Raw genomic sequence first — 21370 nt, 5'->3', positions numbered from 1 at the left:
TTATGGATATGAACATTCCCGCCGAGTCCGGCCCCGCCGATCAGCCGCAGCGCGAAGCGCAGGCCTGGCTGCGCCGGCTCACCTCCGGCGCGGCCACGCAGCGCGACCTCGAAGGGCTGCGCCGCTGGCAGGCCGCGAGCCCCGTGCATGCGCAGGCCTTCGCGGAGGCGCGGCGCCTGTGGAAGGCGCTGGACCCCGCCATCGGCCAGATGATGTCGGAGCATCCCGCCTTGCTGGCCGCGCACCGCCAGGCCTCGGGCCCGCCCGCGCGCAGTCCCGCGCTGCCGCGCCGCGCCTTCCTGGGCGCGGCCGTCGGTGCCGCCGGCGCGGCGGGTGTGGCGCTGGCCGTGTACCCGCCGCTCGGGCTGTGGCCCGCGCTGGGCGAATGGAATGCCGACTTCCGCACCGCCACCGGCGAGCAGCGCACCGTGGCGCTGTCCGAGGGCGTCGACCTGGTACTCAACACGCAGACCAGCGTGCAGCGCCGCATGCGCGACGGCCGCACGGTGGGCATCGCGCTGATCGAGGGCGAGACGGCGGTGGACCTGTCCGCGGCGGGTCCGGGCTTCAGCGTCACGGCCGGCGCGGGCCGCGTCGAGGCGCAGGCGGGGCGCTTCGAGGTGCGCTACCTCGACGGCAGCGCCTGCGTCAGCTGCGTCGAGGGCAGCGTGCGCGTCGCGCATGCGATGGGAACGCAGCTGCTGCAGCCGCGCCAGCAGCTGGTGTACGACGCGGGCTCGATCGGCGCGCCCGAGGCGATCCGCGATGCCGACGCCTCGGCCTGGCGCACCGGCGTGCTGGTGTTCCGCCAGACGCCGCTGTCGCGCGTGATCGCCGAGATCAACCGCTACCGGCCGGGCCGCGTTCTGCTGCTGGCGCGCGGCCTCTCGGAGCGTGCCGTGAACGGGCGTTTCGCCATCGCCGCGCTCGACACCGTGCTGGTGCAGATCCAGCGTTCGTACGACCTGCGCGCGCGGGCCCTGCCGGGTGGCGTGTTGCTGCTTAGCTGAATCGTGTGACAGCTTGATTGGCCCCCGCGTCCGATCAGGTTTGAGAAAGTTAGCGGTTTTGTTTGCGTTGCCCGGTCTGTCCTGTGAGAGGCATGGATTCCTGCCATGCCAGTGCATTGCATTTCTTACCGGGCGCCAGATGAACACACACGAGGGACACCGCAGCCGCCAGCCGGCCGTGGTGCGAACGAGGAACTTCCGCATTTCGCCGCTGGCGCAGGCCATGGCCCTCGCGCTGGCGGGCGCCGCCTCCGCGGTCGCGCCGCCGGCCCATGCGCAGCGCGCCTTCAGCGCGGGCTGGATGGCGCAGAAGAACATGGCGCAGAACATCGCCATCGCGACCGGCCGCCTGCCCAACGGCACGCCGGCATCGAACCTCACGAGCCCGCAGGCCCAGCAGCAGCGCGCCAGCGAGCAGCTGCAGCGCTCGATCGGCAACCTGAACCTCGCGGCGCAGGCGATCGCGGCGCAGCAGGCCGCGCAGGCGGCCGCGCGGCAGGCGGCGCTGGACGATCCTTCCTCCGTGCCCGATGGCCTGGCCGATGGCGGCTTGAAGGTCGACACGAATTCGCTGACCGCGGGCTGGCTCAATGCGCAGGCGCCGGTGCAATCGCAAGGCGGCGATGGCCGCACCACGGTCACCATCCAGCAGACCGGCGACCGCGCGATCCTCAACTGGGAGAGCTTCAACGTCGGCAAGCGCACCACGGTCGATTTCAAGCAGCAGGCCGACTGGGCCGTGCTCAACCGCATCAACGATCCGCAGGCGCGGCCTTCGCAGATCCAGGGGCAGATCAAGGGCGACGGCACGGTGCTGATCGCGAACCGCAACGGCATCGTGTTCAGCGGCTCGAGCCAGACCGACACGCGCAACCTCGTGGCCGCGGCCGCGAAGATCGGCGACGAGCAGTTCAAGGCACGCGGCATCTACAGCGAACAGGCCAGCGGCGCCTACACGCCGAGCTTCACCGAAGCACTCGGGGCCGTGAAGGTGGAAGCGGGCGCGCAGCTCACGACCCGCACGCCCGCCTCGGTCACGCGCGGCGGCGGCTATGCCCTGCTGCTGGGTGCCGAGGTCGACAACGCCGGCACGATCACCACGCCGCGCGGGCAGGTGCAGCTCGCCGCGGGCGATGCCTTCGTGGTTCGCGCGGGGCAGGGCACCGATGCCAACCAGTCCTCGACCACGCGCGGCAACGAAGTGGCACCGCTGTTCGATGCCGGCAGCACGGCCGGCACCGTCACCAACCGCGGCCTGCTGCGGGCGCCCGAGGGCGACATCACGCTGACGGGCCGCAAGGTGGTGCAGGACGGCGTCGCGGTGGCCACCACCACGGTCGACACGCGCGGCACCATCCATCTGCTGGCCTCGGCCTCGGACAAGGACAGCAGCATCACCGTCACGCAGAAGGCGCTCAACGCGATCCTGCTCGACGATCAGAACGGCCGCACCGCGCTCGACAGCCAGCGCGATGCCCTGATCGCCGAATCGGCCAAGCTGGATTTCGCACGCCGGACCACCGCGCAGGGCGTGTTCGACAACCTGTCGCTGCAGGACGACCGGCGCGACCAGTCGCGCATCGAGATCGTCTCGGGCGGCGGCGTGCTGTTCGAGGGCGGCTCCACCACGCTGGCCACGGGCGGCCAGCTCGCGGTCAGCAGCGGGGCGGCGGGTGGCCGCAGCACGGTGGCCGACGGCGCGCGGCTCGACGTCTCGGGCGCGGTCGGCGTGCAGGTGGCGATGGCCTCGAACAACATCGAGATCAACATCCAGGGCAACGAGCAGCGCGATGCGCCGCTCAACCGCGACACCACCTGGCTCAACAACGCCAATGTGTGGATCGACCGCCGCCAGCTGGTTCACGTGGCCGCCGGCGTGGGCGGCTACGACAAGGAGCGCTGGTACACGGCGGGCGGCCTGCTCGAGGTCGGCGGCTACCTGGGCCTGCAGGGCCACGGCATCGGCGAATGGTCTGCGCAGGGCGGCAGCGTGAGCTTCACGGGCGGCGAGGTGGCCACGCAGCGCGGCTCGAACATCAACCTGTCGGGCGGCACGCTCGACGTGCAGACCGGCACGATCCGCCAGAGCTGGCTCAAGGGCGCGGACGGGCGCCTGTACGAGGTGTCGAAAGCGCCGGCGGATCTGAGCTACACGGGCCTGTACAAGGGCTTCGAGGACGAGCACAAGCGCTGGGGCGACAAGGCCACGGGCTTCTTCTACAACCCGCTGATCGGGCCGCAGCAGCGGCTCGAGAGCGGCTACACGGTCGGCCGCGACGCGGGCCGGCTGGTGATCGCCACCAGTGCCGCGACGCTCGGCGGCGACATCACGGCCGATGCTTTCCAGGGCCCGCGCCAGGCGCAGAAGGCCGATGCGGGGCTGGAGGACGGCTACGACCAGTCGCACAACGCGGTGGCGCATGCCGGCCAGCTGATCCTGGGCCGCTACGACTCGGCGCTCAACACCGATGCGAAGAACGGCCCCGTCGGCCTGTTCCACAACCTCACGCCGACGCTGGCGCACATCGTGTTCGACGCGGCGCCGGACGGCGCGGCCGCCGACCCGCAGGGCACGCTGCGGCTGGACGCGGACGGACTGACGCGCATGGGCCTCGGCGCCATCGTGGGCAGCGCGAAGGAGGACATCGCGGTGCAGGCCGCGCTCGCCGTGACGCCCGGCGGACAGATCGCGCTGTACGCGCCCACCGTCAAGGTCGATGCCGGCCTGACGGCGCGCTCGGGCCGCATCCTCCTGGGCGACGTGGTGCCCATGGTGTCGGCGGAGAACGGCATCTCGAGCGACGTGCAGCTGGGCGCGCCCGCGGGCACCACGCCCAGCGTCGTCATCGGCGGCGGCGTCACGCTGGACGCGCGCGGCATCTGGAGCAACCTGCAGCAGGACGCGGACGACCGACGCTACCTGCCTTACCTCGACGGCGGGACGGTGGCCGTGCGCAACACGGGCGACGTGACGCTGCAGGCCGGTGGCGTCATCGACGTCTCGTCGGGCGCGATCCTCCGCGCCGACGGCAGCCTGCAAGGCGGCACGGGCGGCGACGTCACGCTGGCCGCGGGCTATGTGGTGAACGCGGCCGCGGCCGGGCCGGGCGGCCTGCTGCGCGTGGACGGCGAGGTGCGCGCCTATGGCGTGAATGGCGGCGGCACGCTGACCATCGAGGCCGCGCAGGCGATCGGCCTGGGCCTGGCGCCGGTGGGTGGCGATGGAAGGTTGGCGGCGGGCCAGGCCTCGTCCGCGGGACTGCGGCTGGCCAACGACTACCTGGTCGAGGCGGGCAGCGCGATCCCGTTCGGCTTCTCCGCGACCGTGACCCGGGTCGCGCCGGGGCAGAAGATCGGCGGCCCCCTGGTGCCGATCATTTCGGCGCAGAAACCGCTGACGCTGGCGGCGGACTGGGTGGTTCCGCCGGGCGTGGCTTCGGCGCAGTTCAGCACCGCGCCTTTCTTCGCGGGACCGGGCACGCGCGTGCCCAAGGGTGCGGTCATGACGGCCCTCAACCTCGCGGGCAGCGCCACGGTCACGGTGGCGGCCGATGCCTTTCCCGACGGCATCCCGGTCAAGCCGGTGACGACGGTGTACGCGGCCGGCGCCATCGTCGCGCAGCCGCTGGTGATCGCGGCCGGCACGCTGCTGCAGCCCGGCACGACGCTGCCGGTCGACGTGGCGGTCAAGCCGGTGCTGACGCTGCGCGGCGCGCTGTTCGAGAGCGGCTTCGCCCACTACGAGATCCACGGCCATGACGGCGTGACGCTGCCCGCCGGCGCGACGCTGGAGGTGGCGATGCCGGTCTACCGCTGGGACGGCAGCCGGCAGGCGCCGGCCACCGGCACCGACCCCGCGCAGGCCCTGCAGCGCTGGACCCCGCCGCTGTACGAGGAACATCCCGACAGCGCCCGGCTCGCGCAGCGCCTCGGCGCCGACCTGGTGCTGCTCGCCGGCTCCGCGTACGACGCGAGTTCGCCCATCGTGCTGGGCGAGGGCTCGACGCTGTCGGTCGATCCCGGCCAGTCCGTCTCGCTCTTGAGCAGCGGCGGCCAGGTCACGCTCGAGGGCCGCGTGAACGCCTGGGGCGGCGCGATCGCGGTGAACACCCGCTACCCGTTCTTCCACGGGGCGGCCAGCAGCTTCGTCGACGGCCGGTCGATCTGGGTCGGCGAGCATGCGGTGCTCGATGCCGCGGCGCGCGCCTACGTGGCGCACGACAGCGAAGGCCGTGCCTACGGCGTCGCGCCCGATGGCGGTTCGATCACGCTCGGGCCCACCGACGACTTCGTCGTCATCCGTGCCGGGGCGCTGCTCGATGCCTCCGGCGCGCAGGCGACGGTCGACCTGGCCGCGGGCAGCGGCCCCGGCGCGATCGCGCAACCGACCGTGCTGGCCGGCGCGGGCGGCAGCATCGCGCTGGAGTCGAACACGGGCATCTACATCGACGGCGATCTGCGCGCCCGGGCCGGCGGCGCCGGCGCGGCCGGCGGCGCGCTGACGCTCCTCATGGACGGCCGCGTCTACAGCAGCGCCGACTACGACGCCACCGGCACCTTGCCCGAGGCGGTGCAGCACATGCACGACATCACGCTGACGCAGGTCCGCCCCGGCAGCCGCCTGCCCGCCGACCTGGCACCGGGCCAGGCCGACCGCAGCCTCGCCGTCGGCGACACGCGGCTGAGCGTGGAGCAGGTCGTCGCCGGCGGCTTCGACGCCCTGACCCTGGGGACGCAGGACCTGTTCGTGTTCCAGGGCGACATCGACCTGTCGCTGGGCCGCAGCCTGAATCTCAAGGGCGGCGTCTACACCGTGGACGCCGCCACGCCCGACGCCCGCGTGAACCTGCGCGCGCCCTACGTGCGCCTGGACGGCGGCTACCCGATCCGGCCCGACGACCAGCCATGGGCCGGCGCGGTCGGCTTCTATTCGCCCGGGCTGATCAACAAGGACGGCGCGCTCATGGCGTCGAGCGTCAGCGGCAGCAGCGCGCTGACCATCGAGGCCTCGCTGATCGACCTCTACGACACCCTGCTCTCGGGCACGGGCGGGATCCAGGGCGACGGCGGGGGCCTGCTGAACGCGCCGTCTCGACCCGTGGACCTGCCGGGTTTCGCCAGCCTGAACCTGAAGGCATCGGGCGACGTGCGGCTGGGCAACACCCGGCTGTACGCGAGCGGCGACATCGCCATCGAGTCGGCGCAGCTCTATCCGATGAGCGGGGCCAGCGCGACCATCCTCGCGGGGCGCATCACCGTGCCGAACGAATTCGGCAACCCGATCGAGCAACTCGATTCGCGGCGCACGCTGACCCTTCGCTCCAGCGGGCAGGACGCGCCGATGCCGGCCTCGGTGTTCGGCAAGCTGCTGCTGCGCGCCGGCACGGTGGACCAGGGCGGCACGCTGCGCGCGCCGCTGGGCACCATCACCATCAACGACAGTCCGTCGCCGCTGGGGGCGCCGCTGAACGAGAAGACCACGGACGACACCACGGTGGTGCTGCGGCCGGGCAGTGTGACCTCCGTCAGCGCGGCGGGCCTGGTCATGCCCTACGGCGGCACCACCGACGGCCTGGACTACCGCGGTGCCCCCGCCTTCACGGGCCTGCCCGGCGGCGTCAAGGACGGCGGCGAGCTGCTCTCGGGCATCAGCCTGGGCGGCCAGCACGTCGTGGTCGAGGCGGGCGCGACGCTCGACGTGTCGGGCGGCGGCGACCTGCGCGGCCAGGGCTTCGTCACCGGCCGCGGCGGTTCGGTCGATGTGCTGGCCACGCCGCTGTACAACGCCAATCCCGCGGGCAACCGCTACAGCGCGGCCTCGAACCAGGTCTACGCGGTATTGCCCGGCTATGCCTCGGCCTACGCGCCCGTCATCGCCGACAAGGGGGCCGGCGATCCGGCCATCGGGCGGCAGATCCAGATCGGCGCCGGCGTGCCCGGCCTGCCCGCCGGTACCTACACGCTGCTGCCTTCCAGCTATGCGCTGCTGCCGGGCGCCTTCCGCGTCGAGGTCGCCTCCGGCCCGTCCGCGACGCCGGGGCTGGCGCGGCAACCCGCCGTGGCCGTGCCCAACGGTTCGTGGCAGACCAGCGGCGTGCTGTCGCTGGCCGGCACCGGCATTCGCGACAGCCTGCCCACCGCCGTGCTGGTGACGCCGGGCGCCGCGGTGCGCAGGTTCTCGCAGTACAACGAGACCAGCTACTCGGACTTCGCCATCCAGCAGGCGGCCCGCTTCGGCCGCGTGCGGCCGCTGCTGCCGGCCGACGGCAAGATCCTGCGCTTCGACCTGATGCGCTCGGACGCGGGCGGCGACGCGCTCAGCTTCGAGGGCCAGGCGCTGATGGGCGGCGCGCCGGGCGGCGGGGCCGGCCGCGTGATCGTGACCGGCAACGCGGCCATCGACGTCACGGCCGATGGCGCCACGCCCGTGCCGGGGCGCATCACGCTCGCGGCGAGCGACCTCAATGCGATGAATGCCGCGTCGATCTCCATCGGCGGCTGGACCAGCTATTTCGACGGCAACACCAACCAGAGCGACAGCCCGCGCGTCTACTTCACGATGGGGGGCGCGGGCACGGTCCACGTGGGCGAGGGCGCGGCGCTCAAGGCCGGCCAGATCTTCCTGATCGGCAACGACCTGTCGGTCGACACCTCGGCCGTGCTCGACACCCGCGGCTTCGCCGACCCGGCGGCCGACTCCAGCCTGGGCTACCTCTATGCCAACTTCCTGGCCCCCACGGCCAGCGGGCCCGCGGTGCTGGCGGTTGCCAACGGCTTCCTCGACTTCCTGCCCGCGCAGGGCACGGGCCGCATCCGCGTGGCCGATGGGGCCAGCCTGCTGACCACCGGCACCGTCGCCTTCCTGGCGCCGGGCGACCTGAGCCTGGGCAACGTCAACCTGGGCGCGCGCTTCGTCACGGTGGCCCAGCACCAGATCAACATCGGCAACGACGCGGCGCTGGCGCAGGCCGATGCCGCCGGCGTGCTGCCCACGGGCTGGCGGCTGACGCAGGACGTGCTCGCGCGCCTGCTGCGGCCCGCCACCGACAGCGGCCTGCCCGCGCTGGAACGGCTGGCGCTGACCGCCGACACCCTCAACTTCTACGGAACGGTCACGCTCGACACCGGGGAGTCGAAGGCGCAGCTGGCCATCAACACGCCGGCCTTCTACGGCTGGGGCACCGCGGGCGACGAGGTGCGCCTGGTCACCGACACGCTGGTGTGGAACGGCGTGCGCTCGGGCCTGGGAACGAACGACTCGCCTTATGCGAGCGCGGACCCGGTGGCGACCGTGCCCGGCGGTCCGGGCTCCGGCACGGGCCACCTGGTGCTGGACGTCAACACGATGATCTTCGGCTACGACGCCCATGCGCGCGCGCAAAGCCAGACCGCGCTCGACCGCGTGGCGCTGGGCTTCGCCGACGTCACCATCGACGCGGCTCAAGCGGTGACCGCCAACAACAAGGGCTCGCTGTCGGTGGGCCTGACGCGCGATGCATCGGGCGCCCTGCAAGGCGGCGCGCTCGACATCCGCACGCCGCTGCTGACCGGCGCCAGCGGCTCGACCATGCGCTATGCGGCCGGTGGCGACATCCATGTCGCGCTGCCCGAGGGCGCGACGGCGGGCCGCACGAACGAGGTGCAGGACCTGGGCGCCTCGCTGGCCTTCAGCGGCCGCAAGGTGACGCTGGACACCGCCATCGCCTTGCCCACCGGCAAGCTCGACGTGCAAGGCACGGGCGACATCGTCTTCGGCGCGAATGCCGCCATCGACCTGAGCGGGCGCCACGTGACGTTCTACGACGTGTCGCGCGATTCCTGGGGCGGCGCACTGACCGCGACCAGCACGGGCGGCAGCATCGCGCAGCAGGCCGGATCGACCATCGACGTCTCCGCTGCCGCGAGCGACGCGGGCTCGATCCAGGCGAGCGCGCTGGCCGATGGCGCCACCGTGCAATGGAACGGCACGCTGCGCGGCAGCGGCGGGCAGGGCTTTGCGCAGGGCAGCTTCATCGAGCAGGTGGGCGTGCTCGACAACGCCGGCTTCGCCGCCCTGAACACGCAGCTCAACGACGCCGGCTTCACCGCGCTGCGCGGCTTCCGCATCGCGCATGGCGACCTGGCGGTCGGCGACGGCGTGCGCGCGAACAAGATCGCGATCGTGCTCGACGACGGCAGCCTGACGGTGAACGGCAGGCTCGACGCATCGGGCCGCGGGCCGGGCAGCATCGCGCTGACCGCCAGCGGCGACCTGACCCTGGGTGCGTCGTCGCTGCTGGACGTGCATGCCACGCAACTGGCCGTCGACAGCAACGGCCAGCCGATCGACGCCTCCAACCGCGCGCACATCGCGCTGAGCTCAACGCGCGGCAGCGTCACGCTGCAGCCCGGCGCCACGCTGGACCTGAACACGCCCGACGGCATCGCGCGCGGCCAGGTGGAGATCGCCGCGCCGCGCCGCGGCCCGGACGCCGCCGATGCGTCCCGCGACAACGACATCGCGATCCAGGCGGCCGGCCCCCTGAACATCCGCGGCGCCGCCTCCATCGCCGTGGTGGGCTTCCGCACCTACACGCTGGCGGACGGCACGGTCATCGACCAGCAGCTGCTCGACGGCATCGACGTCGACAGCCGCCGCTTCATCGACGCCGCATGGGCCAACGACGGCCTGCAGGGCCGCCTGGCCGGCCTGCGCGCCTACGGCGCGGCCTATCACCTGCGCCCCGGCGTCGAGCTCGACGGCACGGGCAGCCTGTCGACCCAGGGCGACATCGACCTCTCGGGCTACCGCTACGGCCCCGGTGCCGACCCGGCCCTGCGCGGCTCGGGCGAGCCGGGCGTGCTGGTGCTGCGCGCCACGGGTGACCTGAAGATCAACGGCAGCATCAGCGACGGCTTCGCGCCGCCCGGTGCCTCGCCCGACGACAACGGCTGGGGCGTGCAACTGCCGGTCGGCACCCTGACCAGCGCGGTGAACATTCCCACCCCCGTGACGGTGCAGGCCTTCACCTTGTTCCCGTCCGATGCCACCCTGAACTTCGCGATCACGATCACCGATCCGGGCTTCTTCTACAGCATCGCCGTCAACCCCAACGCGACCCTGCCGGCGGAGGCCCAGGTGCTCGAAGCCTTCTTCTCCTACGACACGGTGGCGACCGCCAATGTGTACAACGCCGACGGCTCGGTGCTCTACCGCAAGGGCGAGGTCATCCCCGCGCAGACCGTGCTCAACCAGGGCCAGACCTTCGGCGCCGGCTTCAACGTGGGCATGGGATCGGTCGTGCTGTCGGCCATCACCATCCCGGCGGGCACGCCGCTGGGCTTCCTGACCAACGGCGCCTTGCTGACGGAGGACTACACGCTGCCGGCCGGCTCCATTCTTCCCGTCAACACCGTCGTGCAGGGCTACGTGGGCGGCGCCATCGCGCCGACGCGCCCGGTGGGGCCGGACGGCACCCAGGGCCGGCAATGGGCGATGGCGCCGATGCTGGCACCGGGCATGCAGTCGTGGTCGATGCGGCTGGTGGCGGGGGCCGACCTGGGCAGCGCGGACACGCGCGCGCTGCACACGGCAAGCCAACTGGCGGGCATGGGCAACATCACGCTGGAGGACGCGCACCTGATCGGCCTGGCATCGCCTGTGGTCTCGATCGGCAGCAGCGTGATCCGCACCGGCACCGGCGACCTCGAGCTGCTGGCCGGCGGCAACTACGTGCAGAAGTCGCCGTTCGGCGTCTACACCGCCGGCACCGCCATCGACGGCGCGGCGAGCGCGCCGTTCAACCTGGACCGCGGGCTGCAGACCGACGGCACCGTGCTCGGCGCGGCCAACGGCGCCTACGAGCCCACGCTCAACAGCACGCGGATGTGGATGCCCGCGCAGGGCGGCGACTTCACGCTGGCCGCGCAAGGCGACATCCTGGGCTTCCAGGCCCGGGACAGCCAGTCCATCGGCACCTGGCTGTGGCGCCAGGGCGGCGCGGGCCTGGACCAGCCGACCGCCTGGGGCATCAACTTCGGCACCTACTCCTTCAACAGCGCCGCGCCCTTTCCCCAGTTGCTGGAGCTGCCCGCCTTCACGGGCGTGGGCACGCTGGGCGGCGGCAACGTCACGGTGCGCGCGGGCGGCAACATCGGCCTGCCCGACGGGGCGACGTTGGGCGAAGGCAACCGCAGCCTCGTGGTGGCGGCGGCCGGCAGCGGCCGCGTGGTGGACGGGCAGTTGCTGCAGACCGGCGGCGGTACGCTCGACGTGAGCGCGGGCGGCCAGGTCAACGGCGGGATGTTCGTGGGCCTGCGCGGCGATACCACCGTGACGGCCGGCAGCGTGGGCAGCGAGCGGCTGCAGGGCTACGGCTATCGCCTGCGCGACCAGCGCCCGCTCGACCCCTACACCCCCTATGCCAGCCGCTCCAGCGGCGAGGCCAGCTTCGCGCCTGGCGACGGCGCGGTGCGCGTGCGCACGCTGGGCGACCTGGCGGTGAACACCTTCACCGATCCCGGCCGCGACACGCCCGTCAGCGAAACCGCGGGCACCAACGCGGACGGCATCACCGGCTTCGGATCGACCTGGTTCACCCTGTGGACGCCGGCCACGCAGATCGACCTGGTGTCGGCCGGCGGCAACCTCACGCCCATCGTCAAGAGCGGGAACGTCGTGCCCTCGGTGCTGCGCGCGGCGGCGCTGGGCGGCAGCATCTACTACGCGACCGGCGGCGAGGTGCTGCTGATGCCGTCCTCGCACAGCGCGCTCGAGCTGCTGGCGCGCGACCTGATCAGCGGCGATGCCGCCAACAACGTCTCCAACGGCTCCTCGCCGATCGCCATCCTGGGCGCCTCGGCGAACAGCATCGCCACCCCGCTGAATCCGGCCTGGCGCCTGGGCGGGGAGCTCGACAGCCGCGGCCGCAAGGTGCTCGACTCCAACTACTGGGGCAACGCCGACACGCCGCTCGACCGCGTGGCCATCGAAGGCACGATGTTCATGTTCGGGCCCAACAACGTCGTCGACGACAGCACGCTCGGCGGCCAGGGCACGCGCATCTATGCGCTGAAAGGCGACATCGTCGGCATCCAGTCGGGACGGATCTACATGACCGACGCGCTCGCCACGGGCGGCCTCTCGATGCCGTACTACCAGTCCGCCGGTCCGCTGCGCATGGTGGCCGGCGGCGACATCGTCGACACTCGCGGCCTGATCGTGCAGAACGGCGCCAACGACGTGTCGCTGATCGCGGCGCAAGGCAGCGTGCTGTTCACCGGCTGGACGATCGCCGGCCCCGGCTCGCTCGAGGTCTCGGCGGGTGGGCAGATCTACCAGGGCAGCCAGGCCAGCCTGACCAGCCTGGGCCCGCTGGTCCCCGGCGACACGCGGCCGGGCGCGGGCATCACGCTGCAGGCGGGCCTGGGCGCGGGCGCGCCGGGCGAGGGCACGGTCGACTACACCGGCTTCGCGCGGCGCTACCTGGACGCAACCCGGCTCGCCGCCACCGGCCAGCCGCTGGCCGACCAGCCCGGCAAGGTCGCGCGCACCTACGAGGCCGAGCTGGCCCAGTGGCTGGGCCAGCGCTACGGCTATGCGGGCCCGGGCGGGGCCGATGCCCTGGCCTACTTCCTCGCCTTGCCCGCCGAGCAGCAGCGCATCTTCGTGCGGCAGATCTATTTCGCCGAGCTCACGGCCGGCGGGCGCGAGTACAACGACGCCGACAGCCCGCGCTACGGCAGCTACCTGCGCGGGCGCGATGCCATCGCCACGCTGTTCCCCGACACCGATGCGGCCGGCCAGCCGATCCGGCGCGCGGGCGACATCACGCTCTACCAGGGCGTGGACAGCAACGCGGGCATCCGCACGGTCGTGGGCGGCGGCATCCAGACCCTGGCGCCGGGCGGCCAGACCGTCGTCGGCGTGGAGGGCGTGACGCCCTCGATCAAGGAGGACGCGGTGCCCGCGGGCCTGCTGACCCAGGGCGAGGGCAGCATCCAGATGTACAGCCAGGGCAGCATCCTGCTGGGCCTGTCGCGCATCATGACCACCTTCGGCGGCGACATCCTCGCGTGGTCCGCCACGGGCGACATCAATGCCGGCCGGGGCTCGAAGACCACCGTGGTCTACACGCCGCCCAAGCGCGAGTACGACACGCTGGGCAACGTGAAGCTCTCGCCCAACGTGCCGAGCACCGGTGCCGGCATCGCGACGCTCGATCCGATTCCGGAAGTACCGCCGGGCGACGTCGACCTGATCGCGCCGCTGGGCACCATCGATGCGGGCGAGGCCGGTATCCGCGTCTCGGGCAATGTGAACCTCGCGGCGCTGCAGGTGGTGAACGCGGCCAACATCCAGGTGAAGGGCGAATCAGCCGGGCTGCCGGTGGTGGCTTCGGTCAACGTGGGCGCGCTCACCAACGCGAGCGCGGCCGCCTCGCAGGCCGCGATGGCGGCGCAGGACACGGTGCAGCGCGAACGCAAGTCCGCACGCCAGGCCTTGCCCTCGGTGTTCACGGTGCGGGTGCTCGGCTTCGGCAACGAGCCCGCGGCCGGCCAGGGCACTGGAGGCGGCACGCCGGGCGGGGAGGGCGGCGGGCCGGTGCCGCGCAAGCCGGCGGAGCAGGCCAGCTACGACCCCTCGGGCTTCATCCAGATGCTGGGGCATGGCGCGCTGACCGACGCGCAGATCGCGCGGCTGACCGAGAACGAACGCCGCGGCCTGCCGCGCGGACGCTAGCCCGGCCACCCGCCATGAACTCGCCGATGTCCGTGCCCTGCGGCGATGCCGCAGGGATCGACCGTGCGCCGTCGCCGGACTTCCAGGCGTTGCTGGTGGCGAACTACGCGCAGCTGCACCGCCGGCTCGCACGCCACCTGGGCAGCGCCGACGCGGCCAGCGAGAGCCTGCACGACGCCTGGCTGCGGCTGGCCGGCGCGGCCTTCGCGGGCGTGCAGAGCCCGCTGGCTTATGTCTACCGCGTCGCCTGCAACGCGGCCATGGACCGGCTGCGCGCGGAGCGGCCGTGGCAGTCGGCGGATGGCGCGCAGGAAACGCTCGAGCACCTGGCGGACCAGTCGCCCGGGCCGGAGCTGATCGCCGAGGCGCGCTCCGATCTCCAGGCCGTGGAGCGCGCGATGCAGGTGCTGCCGCTGCGTCACCAGCACATCCTGGTGGCGCTGCGGGTGCACGAGCTCACGCGCGAGGAGGTGGCGGTGCGCCACGGCCTGTCGCTGCGACGGGTCGACACCACGCTGCGCCAGGCGCTGCTGCACCTGCCGCTCGCGCGCTGCGCGGCCTAGGGCTCAGAGGAAGGGCACGCCGCCGGTCACGGGAATCGTCGCGCCCGAGATGTAGCTGCCCTCGTCGGAGGCCAGCAGCACGTAGACGGCCTGCAGCTCGCGCGGCTGGCCCGGGCGCTTCATCGGCGTCTGCGTGCCGAACTCCCGGACATTGCCGGCCGGCAGGGTCGAGGGGATCAACGGGGTCCAAAACGGCCCCGGCGCCACGCAGTTCACGCGGATGCCCTTGTCGGCGAGCAGCTGCGCCATGCCGCCCGAGAGGTTCTGGATCGCGCCCTTGGTCGCGGCATAGGCCACCAGCGTGGCATTGGGCTTGTCGGCATTGACCGAGGCGGTGCTGATGATCGAACTGCCGGGCTTCATATGGGGCACCGCGGCCTTGCAGAGGTAGAAGTTCGCGTAGACGTTGGTGCGGAAGGTGCGGTCGAACTCCTCGGCGCTGATCTGCTCGAGCGACTTGTGCGACATCTGGAAGGCGGCGTTGTTCACCAGCACGTCGATGCGCCCGAAGTGCTCGAGCGTGGTGGCCACGAGGGCCTGGCATTGCGCCTCCTCGCGGATATCGCCGGGCGCGAGCACGCACCGGCGTCCTGCGGCCTCGACAAGTCCCAAGGTGACCTGCGCATCGGATTCCTCTTCGGCCAGGTACGAGATCACCACGTCGGCGCCTTCGCGCGCGAAGGCCAGCGCGACGGCGCGGCCGATGCCGCTGTCGCCGCCGGTGATCAGGGCCGCCTTGCCAAGCAGCTTACCGGCGCCCACGTACGAGGTCTCGCCGAAGTCGGGGCGCGGCGACATCTCGGATTCGAGGCCGGGCGGCTGCTGCTGGGGGGTCGAGAAGGGCGGCCTCGGGCCTGCTTCGCGGGGATCGGTCATGGCGGGTCCTCTGTGCATGTCAAGGGAAGAAAGGGGGAAGTTCTCAGGGGCGCGCCGCGGGCTCCGACCGTCCCGCGCACTTGGCCATGTCCCTGCCCATCGCCACCTTCTGCGCGGCCTCGGACGTCAGGTTGCCGGCCTTGGCGCGTTCCGCGAGACGGGCATAGAAGGCGGCCACGCGCTGCAGCTCCTGCTCGTCCAGCGCCTCGATGCCGATCATGCGATTGCTCGCGCGCTGGCTGGTGGCGAGCAGTTCGTCGAGCTTGAGGTGCACGGCCACGCTGTCCTTGTTCTGGCTCTGCTGGATCAGGAACACCATGAGGAAGGTCACGATCGTCGTGCCGGTGTTGATCACCAGCTGCCAGTTCTCCGAGAACTTGAACAGCGGCCCGCACAGCGCCCAGGCGGCCACCGCCATCAGGGCGACGCAGAAGGCGGTCGGCGTGCCGGCCCAGCGCGTGACGCGGCTGGCGAAGCGATCGAAGCGCGCGAGCCAGAGCGACCTGCCGGCATAGGCGACGGTGGCGGTGTTGGGCATGCCGCCCACGGGGCCATCGTCGTCCTCTCGAGGGTCTGGGCGTGGGAAAGGCTGGATGTCTGACATATGGGCGAGTGCTCCTGCGATCCGTGGCAGCGTGCGTGCGACGGCGGCCCGCCCGCGACATCCTCGCGCGCATCCTCTTGCAGGAGTGCGCCTGCGCCCGTGGCGCGCGCGCCGCCGACGGCATGTCGGCGCGGGGGGACCTGCTCCTACGAGATTGTTCGCAAAGAAGAGACGGAGCTGCCGGCTGGCCGGCTTACCGTCCATCGAACCCAACACTGCAAGGAGCCTCAGATGGCAAGTTCGAAGAATGGCGGCGACCAGCCCCTGGTCGCGCCGGCGGGTGGCGCGAACCCACCGGTCGATTCGCTCACCGAAGGCCTGGACGACGCCGCGGCGGCTGCGCCGAAGGAAACCGGCGAGACCGACCGGGAACAGGCGATCCGCGAAGCCGCCTATGCCGCCTACGAGCGCCGCGGAAAGACCGAGGGCAACGCCGAGCAGGACTGGCTGGACGCGGAGGCCGAAGTGAAGGCCCGATCCGGGTCCTGAAGACCGGTGGCCGCGCGGTCGTGGCGACCGTCTCAGCTTTGCGGCGCTGGCCCACGCCTTTGTTCACAACCCGATTTCCGGAGCACTTTCATGACCCTTCACAACGATGCCTCGCCGAAGATCGATGCCAAGTCCGCCGCGGACGTCGCGCAACTCGCCCGCAAGCTGGACGCCACCGTCGAGCAGGTCGAGGAGGCCATTCGTGCCGTCGGCCCGAATGCCTCGGACATCGAACTCCATCTCAAGGGTTCGCGCAGCACCACCAATGCGGAGCGCACCGACGCCACCGGCAAGGACTGACGATGACGCCGGACGCGGCGTTCAGGCGACCGGGCTGCGCGCCACGCGCACGGGAATCGCCTTCGCCGCGGGCACCATGCTCTGGCGCGCGAAGTGCTCGAGCGGAATCAGCGGATTGCACTCAGGGTAGTAACCGCCCACGCAGCCCTCGGGCAGGTCGTAGGGCGTGACGCGCAGACCCCTCACCCGGCGCTCGGCGTCCTCGAAACCTTCGGCGTTCACATCGACCATGTCGCCCTCGGCCAGCGCCAGCCGCGCCATGTCGAGCACGTTCATCAGCAGCACGCGGCGCGTCCCGTGGATGCCGCGGAAGCGGTCGTCGAGGCTGTAGATGGAGGTGTTGAACTGGTCGTCGCTGCGCAAGGTCATGAGCCGCAGCACCTGCTGCGATGGCGCCGCGCCCTCGCGCAACAGGCCATAGCCCTTGAAGTTGGCCTTGCCGTTCTTCGTCTTCCACACGCGCTCGCGCGCGGGCAGCGGCCGAGGAAAGCCCGCCGGATCTTCCAGCCGCGCATTGAAGTCATGGAACACCTCGGGCAGCACCTGCGCGATGTGCTCGCGGATGCGTGCGTAGTTCTCGGCCCAGGCCTCCCAGGGCACGGCCGGGTTCGGCGGCAAGGTGGCGAGCGCGATGCCCGCGACGATCGCGACCTCGGAGCGCAGCGTGTGGGCGGCGGGCTCGGCCACGCCGCGCGACACATGCATCACGCCGGTGGAGTCCTCGACCGACACCGACTGCTCGCCGCCCGCCTGGCGATCGATCTCGATGCGGCCCAGGCAGGGCAGCAGGTACGACACCTCGCCGTGCACCAGATGGCTGCGGTTGAGCTTGGTGGCGATGTTGACGGTGAGCCGCAGCTTCTTCCATGCGGGCTCGATGCGATCGGTGTCGGGCACGGCGCGCGTGAAGTTGCCGCCGAGCGCGACGAAGGCGCGCACCGAGCCGTCGAGCACGCCGCGGCAGGCCTCCACCGTGTTGAGGCCTTTCTCGCGCGGCGGCTCGAAGCGGTAGAGCTTCGCCATCGCGTCGAGCGGCGCGAGCTCGGGCTTCTCGGTGATGCCCACGGTGCGCTGACCCTGCACGTTCGAGTGGCCGCGCACCGGGCAGATGCCCGCCCCAGGCCGGCCGATATGGCCGCCGAGCAGCAGCAGGTTCGACACCATCTGCACGTTCGCGACGCCCTCCACATGCTGCGTCAGGCCCATGCCGTAGATGCCGATCACGGCACGCGACTCGGCGAAGGTGGCGGCCGCCTGTTCCAGCGCCGCGCGCGACAGGCCCGATTCCGCGGCGATGGTGGTCCACGACACCTCGCGCAGCCAGGCCGCGAAATCCTCGAAGCCCTCGGTGTGCGCGGCGAGGAAGTCGGCATCGAGCACGCGCGACGTGCTTGCCGCGAGCGCCGCATCGTCGGCCGCCACCAGCGCCTTGCACAGGCCCGCCAGCGCCGCCAAGTCGCCGCCGTTGCGCACCTGCAGGTACTGGGTGCTGACCTGCGTCTCGGCGGGCGTGAGCATCTGCACCGGCGACTGCGGGTTGGCGAAGTGCACCAGCCCGGGTTCGCGCAGCGGATTGAAGGTGACGATCTTCGCGCCGCGCTGGCGGGCTTCCTGCAGCTGGTGCAGCATGCGCGGACTGCTCACGCCGGTGTTGTGGCCGAAGATGAAGATCGCATCGCAATGTTCGAAATCGTCGAGCCGCACCGTGCCCACGGGCACGCCGATGGTCTCGGGCAGCGCCACCGAGGTGGTCTCGTGGCACATGTTCGAGCTGTCGGGCAGGTTGTTGTTGCCGTACAGCCGCGCCAGCAGCTGGTAGAGGTAGCTGGTCTCGAGCGAGGCGCGGCCCGAGGCATAGAACACCACCGAGGCCGGATCCTCGCGGCGCAGCGCGCGCAGCTCGGCGCCGATCTCCGCGAAGGCATCGTCCCACGAGATTTCGAGGTAGCGGTCGCTCGCGGCATCCCAGCGCATCGGCCGGGTGAGACGGCCGCCGGCTTCGAGTTCGTGGTCGCTCCAGCCGAGCAGTTGCGTGACCGTGTGCTGCTCGAAGAAGGCCGGCGGCATGCGCTTGGCCGTGAGCTCCCAGGCCGTGGCCTTGGCGCCGTTCTCGCAGAACTCGGCCGTGCGCGGATGGCCGGGCTTGGCCCAGGCACAGCTCACGCAGGCGAAGCCATCGGGCTTGTTCTGCTGGAGCAGGGCCCGCGCGCCCAGGATGGGAATGTGCTCGCGCAGCAGGATGCTGCCCACCGCCTTCAGCGAACCCCAGCCGCCGGCCGGATGTTCGTAGGTCTCGAAGCTCGCCGCGTCGTTCACTGCGTCGAGCGCTGGCCAGGACCGGGATGGGGCTGCCGCGCGAGGTCCTCGCGCCGTCGAAGACGCTTCATTTGAGTTTCTCGGCCAGGTACTGGCGGACCTCGTCGGCTGAGTTGCCGACGGCCTTCACCGCGTCGCGAAGCTGGGTCTCGGTGCAGCCCAGGCTCTGGGTCCACGAACGGACTTCATGGGGTTCGTGCAGCGCGATGAGCTTGCGATCGAGCGCGGTCTTCTTGGGATCGTCTGTCATGGGACCTCCTGAGGGATTGACTCGATGAGCAGCGACAAGGCGCCTACCGGCCGGCTAGGCCTTCTCGCCGTTGCGCCGGGTCTGGGCGGGCGGCTTGGCGCCCTCGGTGCCGGGCGGGGGCGCATCGTGGCCGCGCTCGCCCGGATCGCCCGAGGGCTTTCCGGCCTCGCGACCCATGCGGCTGCCGTCCAGCGGCGTGTCGATGCCGACCTCGCGGTTCTGCTCGATGTTCACGGGCGACATGGGCTTGCGCGTGGCCATGCTCAGCCCTTGGCCTTGTACTGGTCGCGCAGGTCGCGGATCTGGTCGTGGTTGCGCTGCGCACCGTCGGCCTGCCGCTGCACGACGGCGAGCACTTCGGCGGGCAGGTCGTTCTTCAGCGCCTTGCGGTAGCGCGCGACGGCCGAATCTTCGCCGCGTTCGCACTCCTCGAGCATCGACAGGGCGCTGTCCGCACCCAGCGTGCCCTTCACATGGACCCAGCCGCGATGCAACGCGCCGCTGACGCTGCCGCCCTGGTCCGCCTTGCCGCCGAGCGCGCGGATCAGGGTGGCCAACTCTTCGGCGGCCGCGGCGCATTGGACCGCGCGGTTCTCGAAGACCTGCTTGACCTGCGTGTCTTCGACTTCGTCGGCGCAGGCGCGGAATCCGTATTCGCCGTCGCGCGAGTTCTCGAGCAGGTCGTTGAGGATCGACAGGACTTCGTCGCTGGTGATGGATGCGGTGGTCATGGTGTAGCTCCTGGGTGGGTTGGTTGACTGATCGATGCCTCACGGTGGGGCTCGGGCCCGGGGCGCCGTGTAGGTGCCCGCCGCGCCAGCTCGTCGTGGCGCACCGACGGCCCCGGAATGCGCAGGGCGCCTGGACGTCGCGGGAACCGGAAACGCGCCTACGCCTGTCGCTCGGCCCGTGGCCGATAACCCGGTGCAGGGGGCAAGGATTCGGTTTCGACCGGGAGGTGGCAGGAATGCGTTCGAAGATGCTCAGCGAACGGCAGCAGCGGGTGCTCGTCAGCATGAAGCTGCTGGCCACCTTCTGGCAGCGGCGGCTGCCGGCCGAAGCCACCTCGCGCGACGAGATCGAACAGCTGCTCTCGCTGGAGGCCGCGGGCCTCGTGCGGGCGACCTTCGATCGGCCGCTGCGGGAGCGAACGGGCGAGTTCTACATTCCGCGCGCCATCGTGCTCGAAGTGACCGCCGAAGGGCTCTCCGCGTTGACGCGCGCGCAGCGTCAGCAGCCGGGCATCCTCGGGGAAATGCCCAGCCGTCGGCCCGCGCGGTCGAGCCGGGGGCGCAAGGCCGGAGCGGGCGCGGAACCCATTCCCGGGCATTCGGTAGTGAAATGACATGGCGCAACCCCCGCGGTCTTGGCTATCATCCGCGCCCGTCGGAGGTCACCCATGCCGATGGATTTTCTACGCCGCATCAAGGATTCGCAGTTTCCGCTCGCGCTTCATGAAGAGGCCGACATCCGCAACGCCATCGTTCTCGAGGCTGCGGGCCTGATCGAGGCGCGGCTTCCGCCGCCGGGCGTTCCATTGACCCAGGGCCCCTCGATCATCTTTCGGGTGACACCGGAGGGCAGGGCGGCCCTCTCGAAGGCCGAGCGCACGGATTAAGCCCGCACGCGGCGGGCTCGATACGGGGCGCGATGAATCAAGCCGCCGCCGTGAGCTCGGCCATCAGCTCTTCCTTGCGCGCCGCCATCAGCTCGCGCATCGTCACGAGGTCCAGGCCCTTGGCCGCGCGCGCCTTGGGGAACATCTCGTTGCGCTCTTCCTTGACGTGGTGGTCGATGTATTCGCCGAGCACCTTGACCTTGGCATCGAACATCTCGTCGATCTCCTCGGCGTCCTGGATCTGGGCGATCAGGTCCTTGGCGCTGGCGTGCTCGACCTCGGCCTCGTCGAGCAGGTCGGTTTCCTTGATCGCTTCGCGCACCGCCGGATAGAAGATCTCTTCCTCGATCTGGGTGTGCACCGTGAGTTCGGCGCAGATCTGCTGCGCCAGCTGGCGCTTCTTCGCGGTCGCGCTCGCGGCCTTCGAACCGGCGAGTTCGTCGTAGGCCGTGAACAGCTTCTTCACGTTCTTGTGGTCGGTGTCGAGCAGGCTGCAGGCATCGGGTTCGGCGCGTTTGGTGGTCATGTGGGGCTCCTGGTTGGGTTTCGTGGGAGCCATGACACTCGGTTCGGGGTTGCCCGCATCGCGTAGGCCTGCAGCGCATCGCCACGCAGGAATGACG

Annotated in this window: 14 protein-coding genes; 7 read left to right on the top strand and 7 right to left on the bottom strand. The window is 71.3% G+C overall.

Annotated features, from left to right (window positions below; genetic code table 11):
• The first annotated feature begins 8 nt into the window (after positions 1-8).
• From BM109_RS26825 to BM109_RS26815, 3 genes are all read left to right on the top strand, one after another.
• A complete protein-coding gene (locus BM109_RS26825; RefSeq protein ID WP_177239470.1) occupies positions 9-1010 on the top strand; it encodes a FecR family protein in 1002 nt (333 codons plus the stop codon).
• A 139-nt stretch (positions 1011-1149) separates the two neighbouring features.
• Entirely contained in the window at positions 1150-13731 is a 12582-nt protein-coding gene (locus BM109_RS26820) for a filamentous haemagglutinin family protein (protein ID WP_093349586.1), read from the top strand.
• A 26-nt stretch (positions 13732-13757) separates the two neighbouring features.
• On the top strand, positions 13758-14294 hold the full coding sequence (locus tag BM109_RS26815; RefSeq protein ID WP_177239469.1) for an RNA polymerase sigma factor: 537 nt from the start codon (positions 13758-13760) through the stop codon (positions 14292-14294).
• Positions 14295-14297: 3 nt separating this feature from the next.
• On the opposite strand, the gene BM109_RS26810 is transcribed toward BM109_RS26815, so the two are convergent.
• Positions 14298-15170: an SDR family oxidoreductase gene (locus tag BM109_RS26810; protein WP_093349581.1), complete on the bottom strand. Its 873-nt coding sequence runs from the start codon at positions 15168-15170 to the stop codon at positions 14298-14300.
• Positions 15171-15213: 43 nt separating this feature from the next.
• Positions 15214-15708: a low affinity iron permease family protein gene (locus BM109_RS26805; protein WP_177239468.1), complete on the bottom strand. Its 495-nt coding sequence runs from the start codon at positions 15706-15708 to the stop codon at positions 15214-15216.
• A 297-nt stretch (positions 15709-16005) separates the two neighbouring features.
• Here BM109_RS26805 and BM109_RS41335 point away from each other — a divergent pair, with 297 nt between their 5' ends.
• Positions 16006-16263: a DUF2934 domain-containing protein gene (locus BM109_RS41335; RefSeq protein WP_177239467.1), complete on the top strand. Its 258-nt coding sequence runs from the start codon at positions 16006-16008 to the stop codon at positions 16261-16263.
• A gap of 90 nt (positions 16264-16353) precedes the next feature.
• On the top strand, positions 16354-16563 hold the full coding sequence (locus tag BM109_RS26795; protein WP_093349572.1) for a DUF3606 domain-containing protein: 210 nt from the start codon (positions 16354-16356) through the stop codon (positions 16561-16563).
• A 21-nt stretch (positions 16564-16584) separates the two neighbouring features.
• On the opposite strand, the gene BM109_RS26790 is transcribed toward BM109_RS26795, so the two are convergent.
• The 4 genes from BM109_RS26790 to BM109_RS26775 form a co-directional block, all read right to left on the bottom strand.
• The gene (locus BM109_RS26790) at positions 16585-18879 is read right to left on the bottom strand and encodes an FdhF/YdeP family oxidoreductase (RefSeq protein WP_093349569.1); all 2295 of its coding nucleotides are present in this window, start codon (positions 18877-18879) and stop codon (positions 16585-16587) included.
• A 67-nt stretch (positions 18880-18946) separates the two neighbouring features.
• Positions 18947-19129: a DUF3606 domain-containing protein gene (locus BM109_RS26785; RefSeq protein ID WP_093349567.1), complete on the bottom strand. Its 183-nt coding sequence runs from the start codon at positions 19127-19129 to the stop codon at positions 18947-18949.
• 54 nt (positions 19130-19183) lie between these two features.
• Complete coding sequence (locus tag BM109_RS26780; RefSeq protein WP_093349564.1) at positions 19184-19390, bottom strand: hypothetical protein; 207 nt, start codon at positions 19388-19390, stop codon at positions 19184-19186.
• Positions 19391-19392: 2 nt separating this feature from the next.
• Positions 19393-19860 carry a ferritin-like domain-containing protein gene (locus BM109_RS26775; protein ID WP_093349562.1) on the bottom strand — a complete coding sequence of 156 codons (468 nt, stop codon included), beginning with the start codon at positions 19858-19860 and terminating at the stop codon, positions 19393-19395.
• 236 nt (positions 19861-20096) lie between these two features.
• Between BM109_RS26775 and BM109_RS26770 the strand changes: the two genes are divergently transcribed.
• Together BM109_RS26770 and BM109_RS26765 are read left to right on the top strand one after the other, a co-directional pair.
• Positions 20097-20474 carry a hypothetical protein gene (locus tag BM109_RS26770; RefSeq protein ID WP_093349558.1) on the top strand — a complete coding sequence of 126 codons (378 nt, stop codon included), beginning with the start codon at positions 20097-20099 and terminating at the stop codon, positions 20472-20474.
• Between the two features lie 54 nt (positions 20475-20528).
• Positions 20529-20747, top strand: a complete 219-nt coding sequence (locus tag BM109_RS26765) for a hypothetical protein (protein WP_093349556.1) — start codon at positions 20529-20531, stop codon at positions 20745-20747.
• A 37-nt stretch (positions 20748-20784) separates the two neighbouring features.
• On the opposite strand, the gene BM109_RS26760 is transcribed toward BM109_RS26765, so the two are convergent.
• Positions 20785-21273, bottom strand: coding sequence for a hemerythrin domain-containing protein (locus BM109_RS26760; RefSeq protein WP_093349553.1), 489 nt, complete (start codon positions 21271-21273; stop codon positions 20785-20787).
• Positions 21274-21370 lie beyond the last annotated feature (97 nt).

The organism is Variovorax sp. PDC80, from assembly GCF_900115375.1.
GTDB lineage: Bacteria > Pseudomonadota > Gammaproteobacteria > Burkholderiales > Burkholderiaceae_C > Variovorax.
The sequence above is the reverse complement of the archived record's forward strand: the minus strand, read 5'-3'. Positions and strand labels throughout refer to the sequence as shown.

What these genes read in the sequence shown, in the direction of transcription:
- BM109_RS26765 (WP_093349556.1), top strand. Translation starts at nt 20,529, where the DNA reads ATGCCGATGGATTTTCTACGCCGCATCAAGGATTCGCAGTTTCCGCTC.
- BM109_RS26770 (WP_093349558.1), top strand. Translation starts at nt 20,097, where the DNA reads ATGCGTTCGAAGATGCTCAGCGAACGGCAGCAGCGGGTGCTCGTCAGC.
- BM109_RS26785 (WP_093349567.1), bottom strand. Translation starts at nt 19,129, where the DNA reads ATGACAGACGATCCCAAGAAGACCGCGCTCGATCGCAAGCTCATCGCG.
- BM109_RS26805 (WP_177239468.1), bottom strand. Translation starts at nt 15,708, where the DNA reads ATGCCCAACACCGCCACCGTCGCCTATGCCGGCAGGTCGCTCTGGCTC.
- BM109_RS26815 (WP_177239469.1), top strand. Translation starts at nt 13,758, where the DNA reads ATGTCCGTGCCCTGCGGCGATGCCGCAGGGATCGACCGTGCGCCGTCG.
- BM109_RS26810 (WP_093349581.1), bottom strand. Translation starts at nt 15,170, where the DNA reads ATGACCGATCCCCGCGAAGCAGGCCCGAGGCCGCCCTTCTCGACCCCC.
- BM109_RS26820 (WP_093349586.1), top strand. Translation starts at nt 1,150, where the DNA reads ATGAACACACACGAGGGACACCGCAGCCGCCAGCCGGCCGTGGTGCGA.
- BM109_RS41335 (WP_177239467.1), top strand. Translation starts at nt 16,006, where the DNA reads ATGGCAAGTTCGAAGAATGGCGGCGACCAGCCCCTGGTCGCGCCGGCG.
- BM109_RS26780 (WP_093349564.1), bottom strand. Translation starts at nt 19,390, where the DNA reads ATGGCCACGCGCAAGCCCATGTCGCCCGTGAACATCGAGCAGAACCGC.
- BM109_RS26760 (WP_093349553.1), bottom strand. Translation starts at nt 21,273, where the DNA reads ATGACCACCAAACGCGCCGAACCCGATGCCTGCAGCCTGCTCGACACC.
- BM109_RS26825 (WP_177239470.1), top strand. Translation starts at nt 9, where the DNA reads ATGAACATTCCCGCCGAGTCCGGCCCCGCCGATCAGCCGCAGCGCGAA.
- BM109_RS26795 (WP_093349572.1), top strand. Translation starts at nt 16,354, where the DNA reads ATGACCCTTCACAACGATGCCTCGCCGAAGATCGATGCCAAGTCCGCC.
- BM109_RS26775 (WP_093349562.1), bottom strand. Translation starts at nt 19,860, where the DNA reads ATGACCACCGCATCCATCACCAGCGACGAAGTCCTGTCGATCCTCAAC.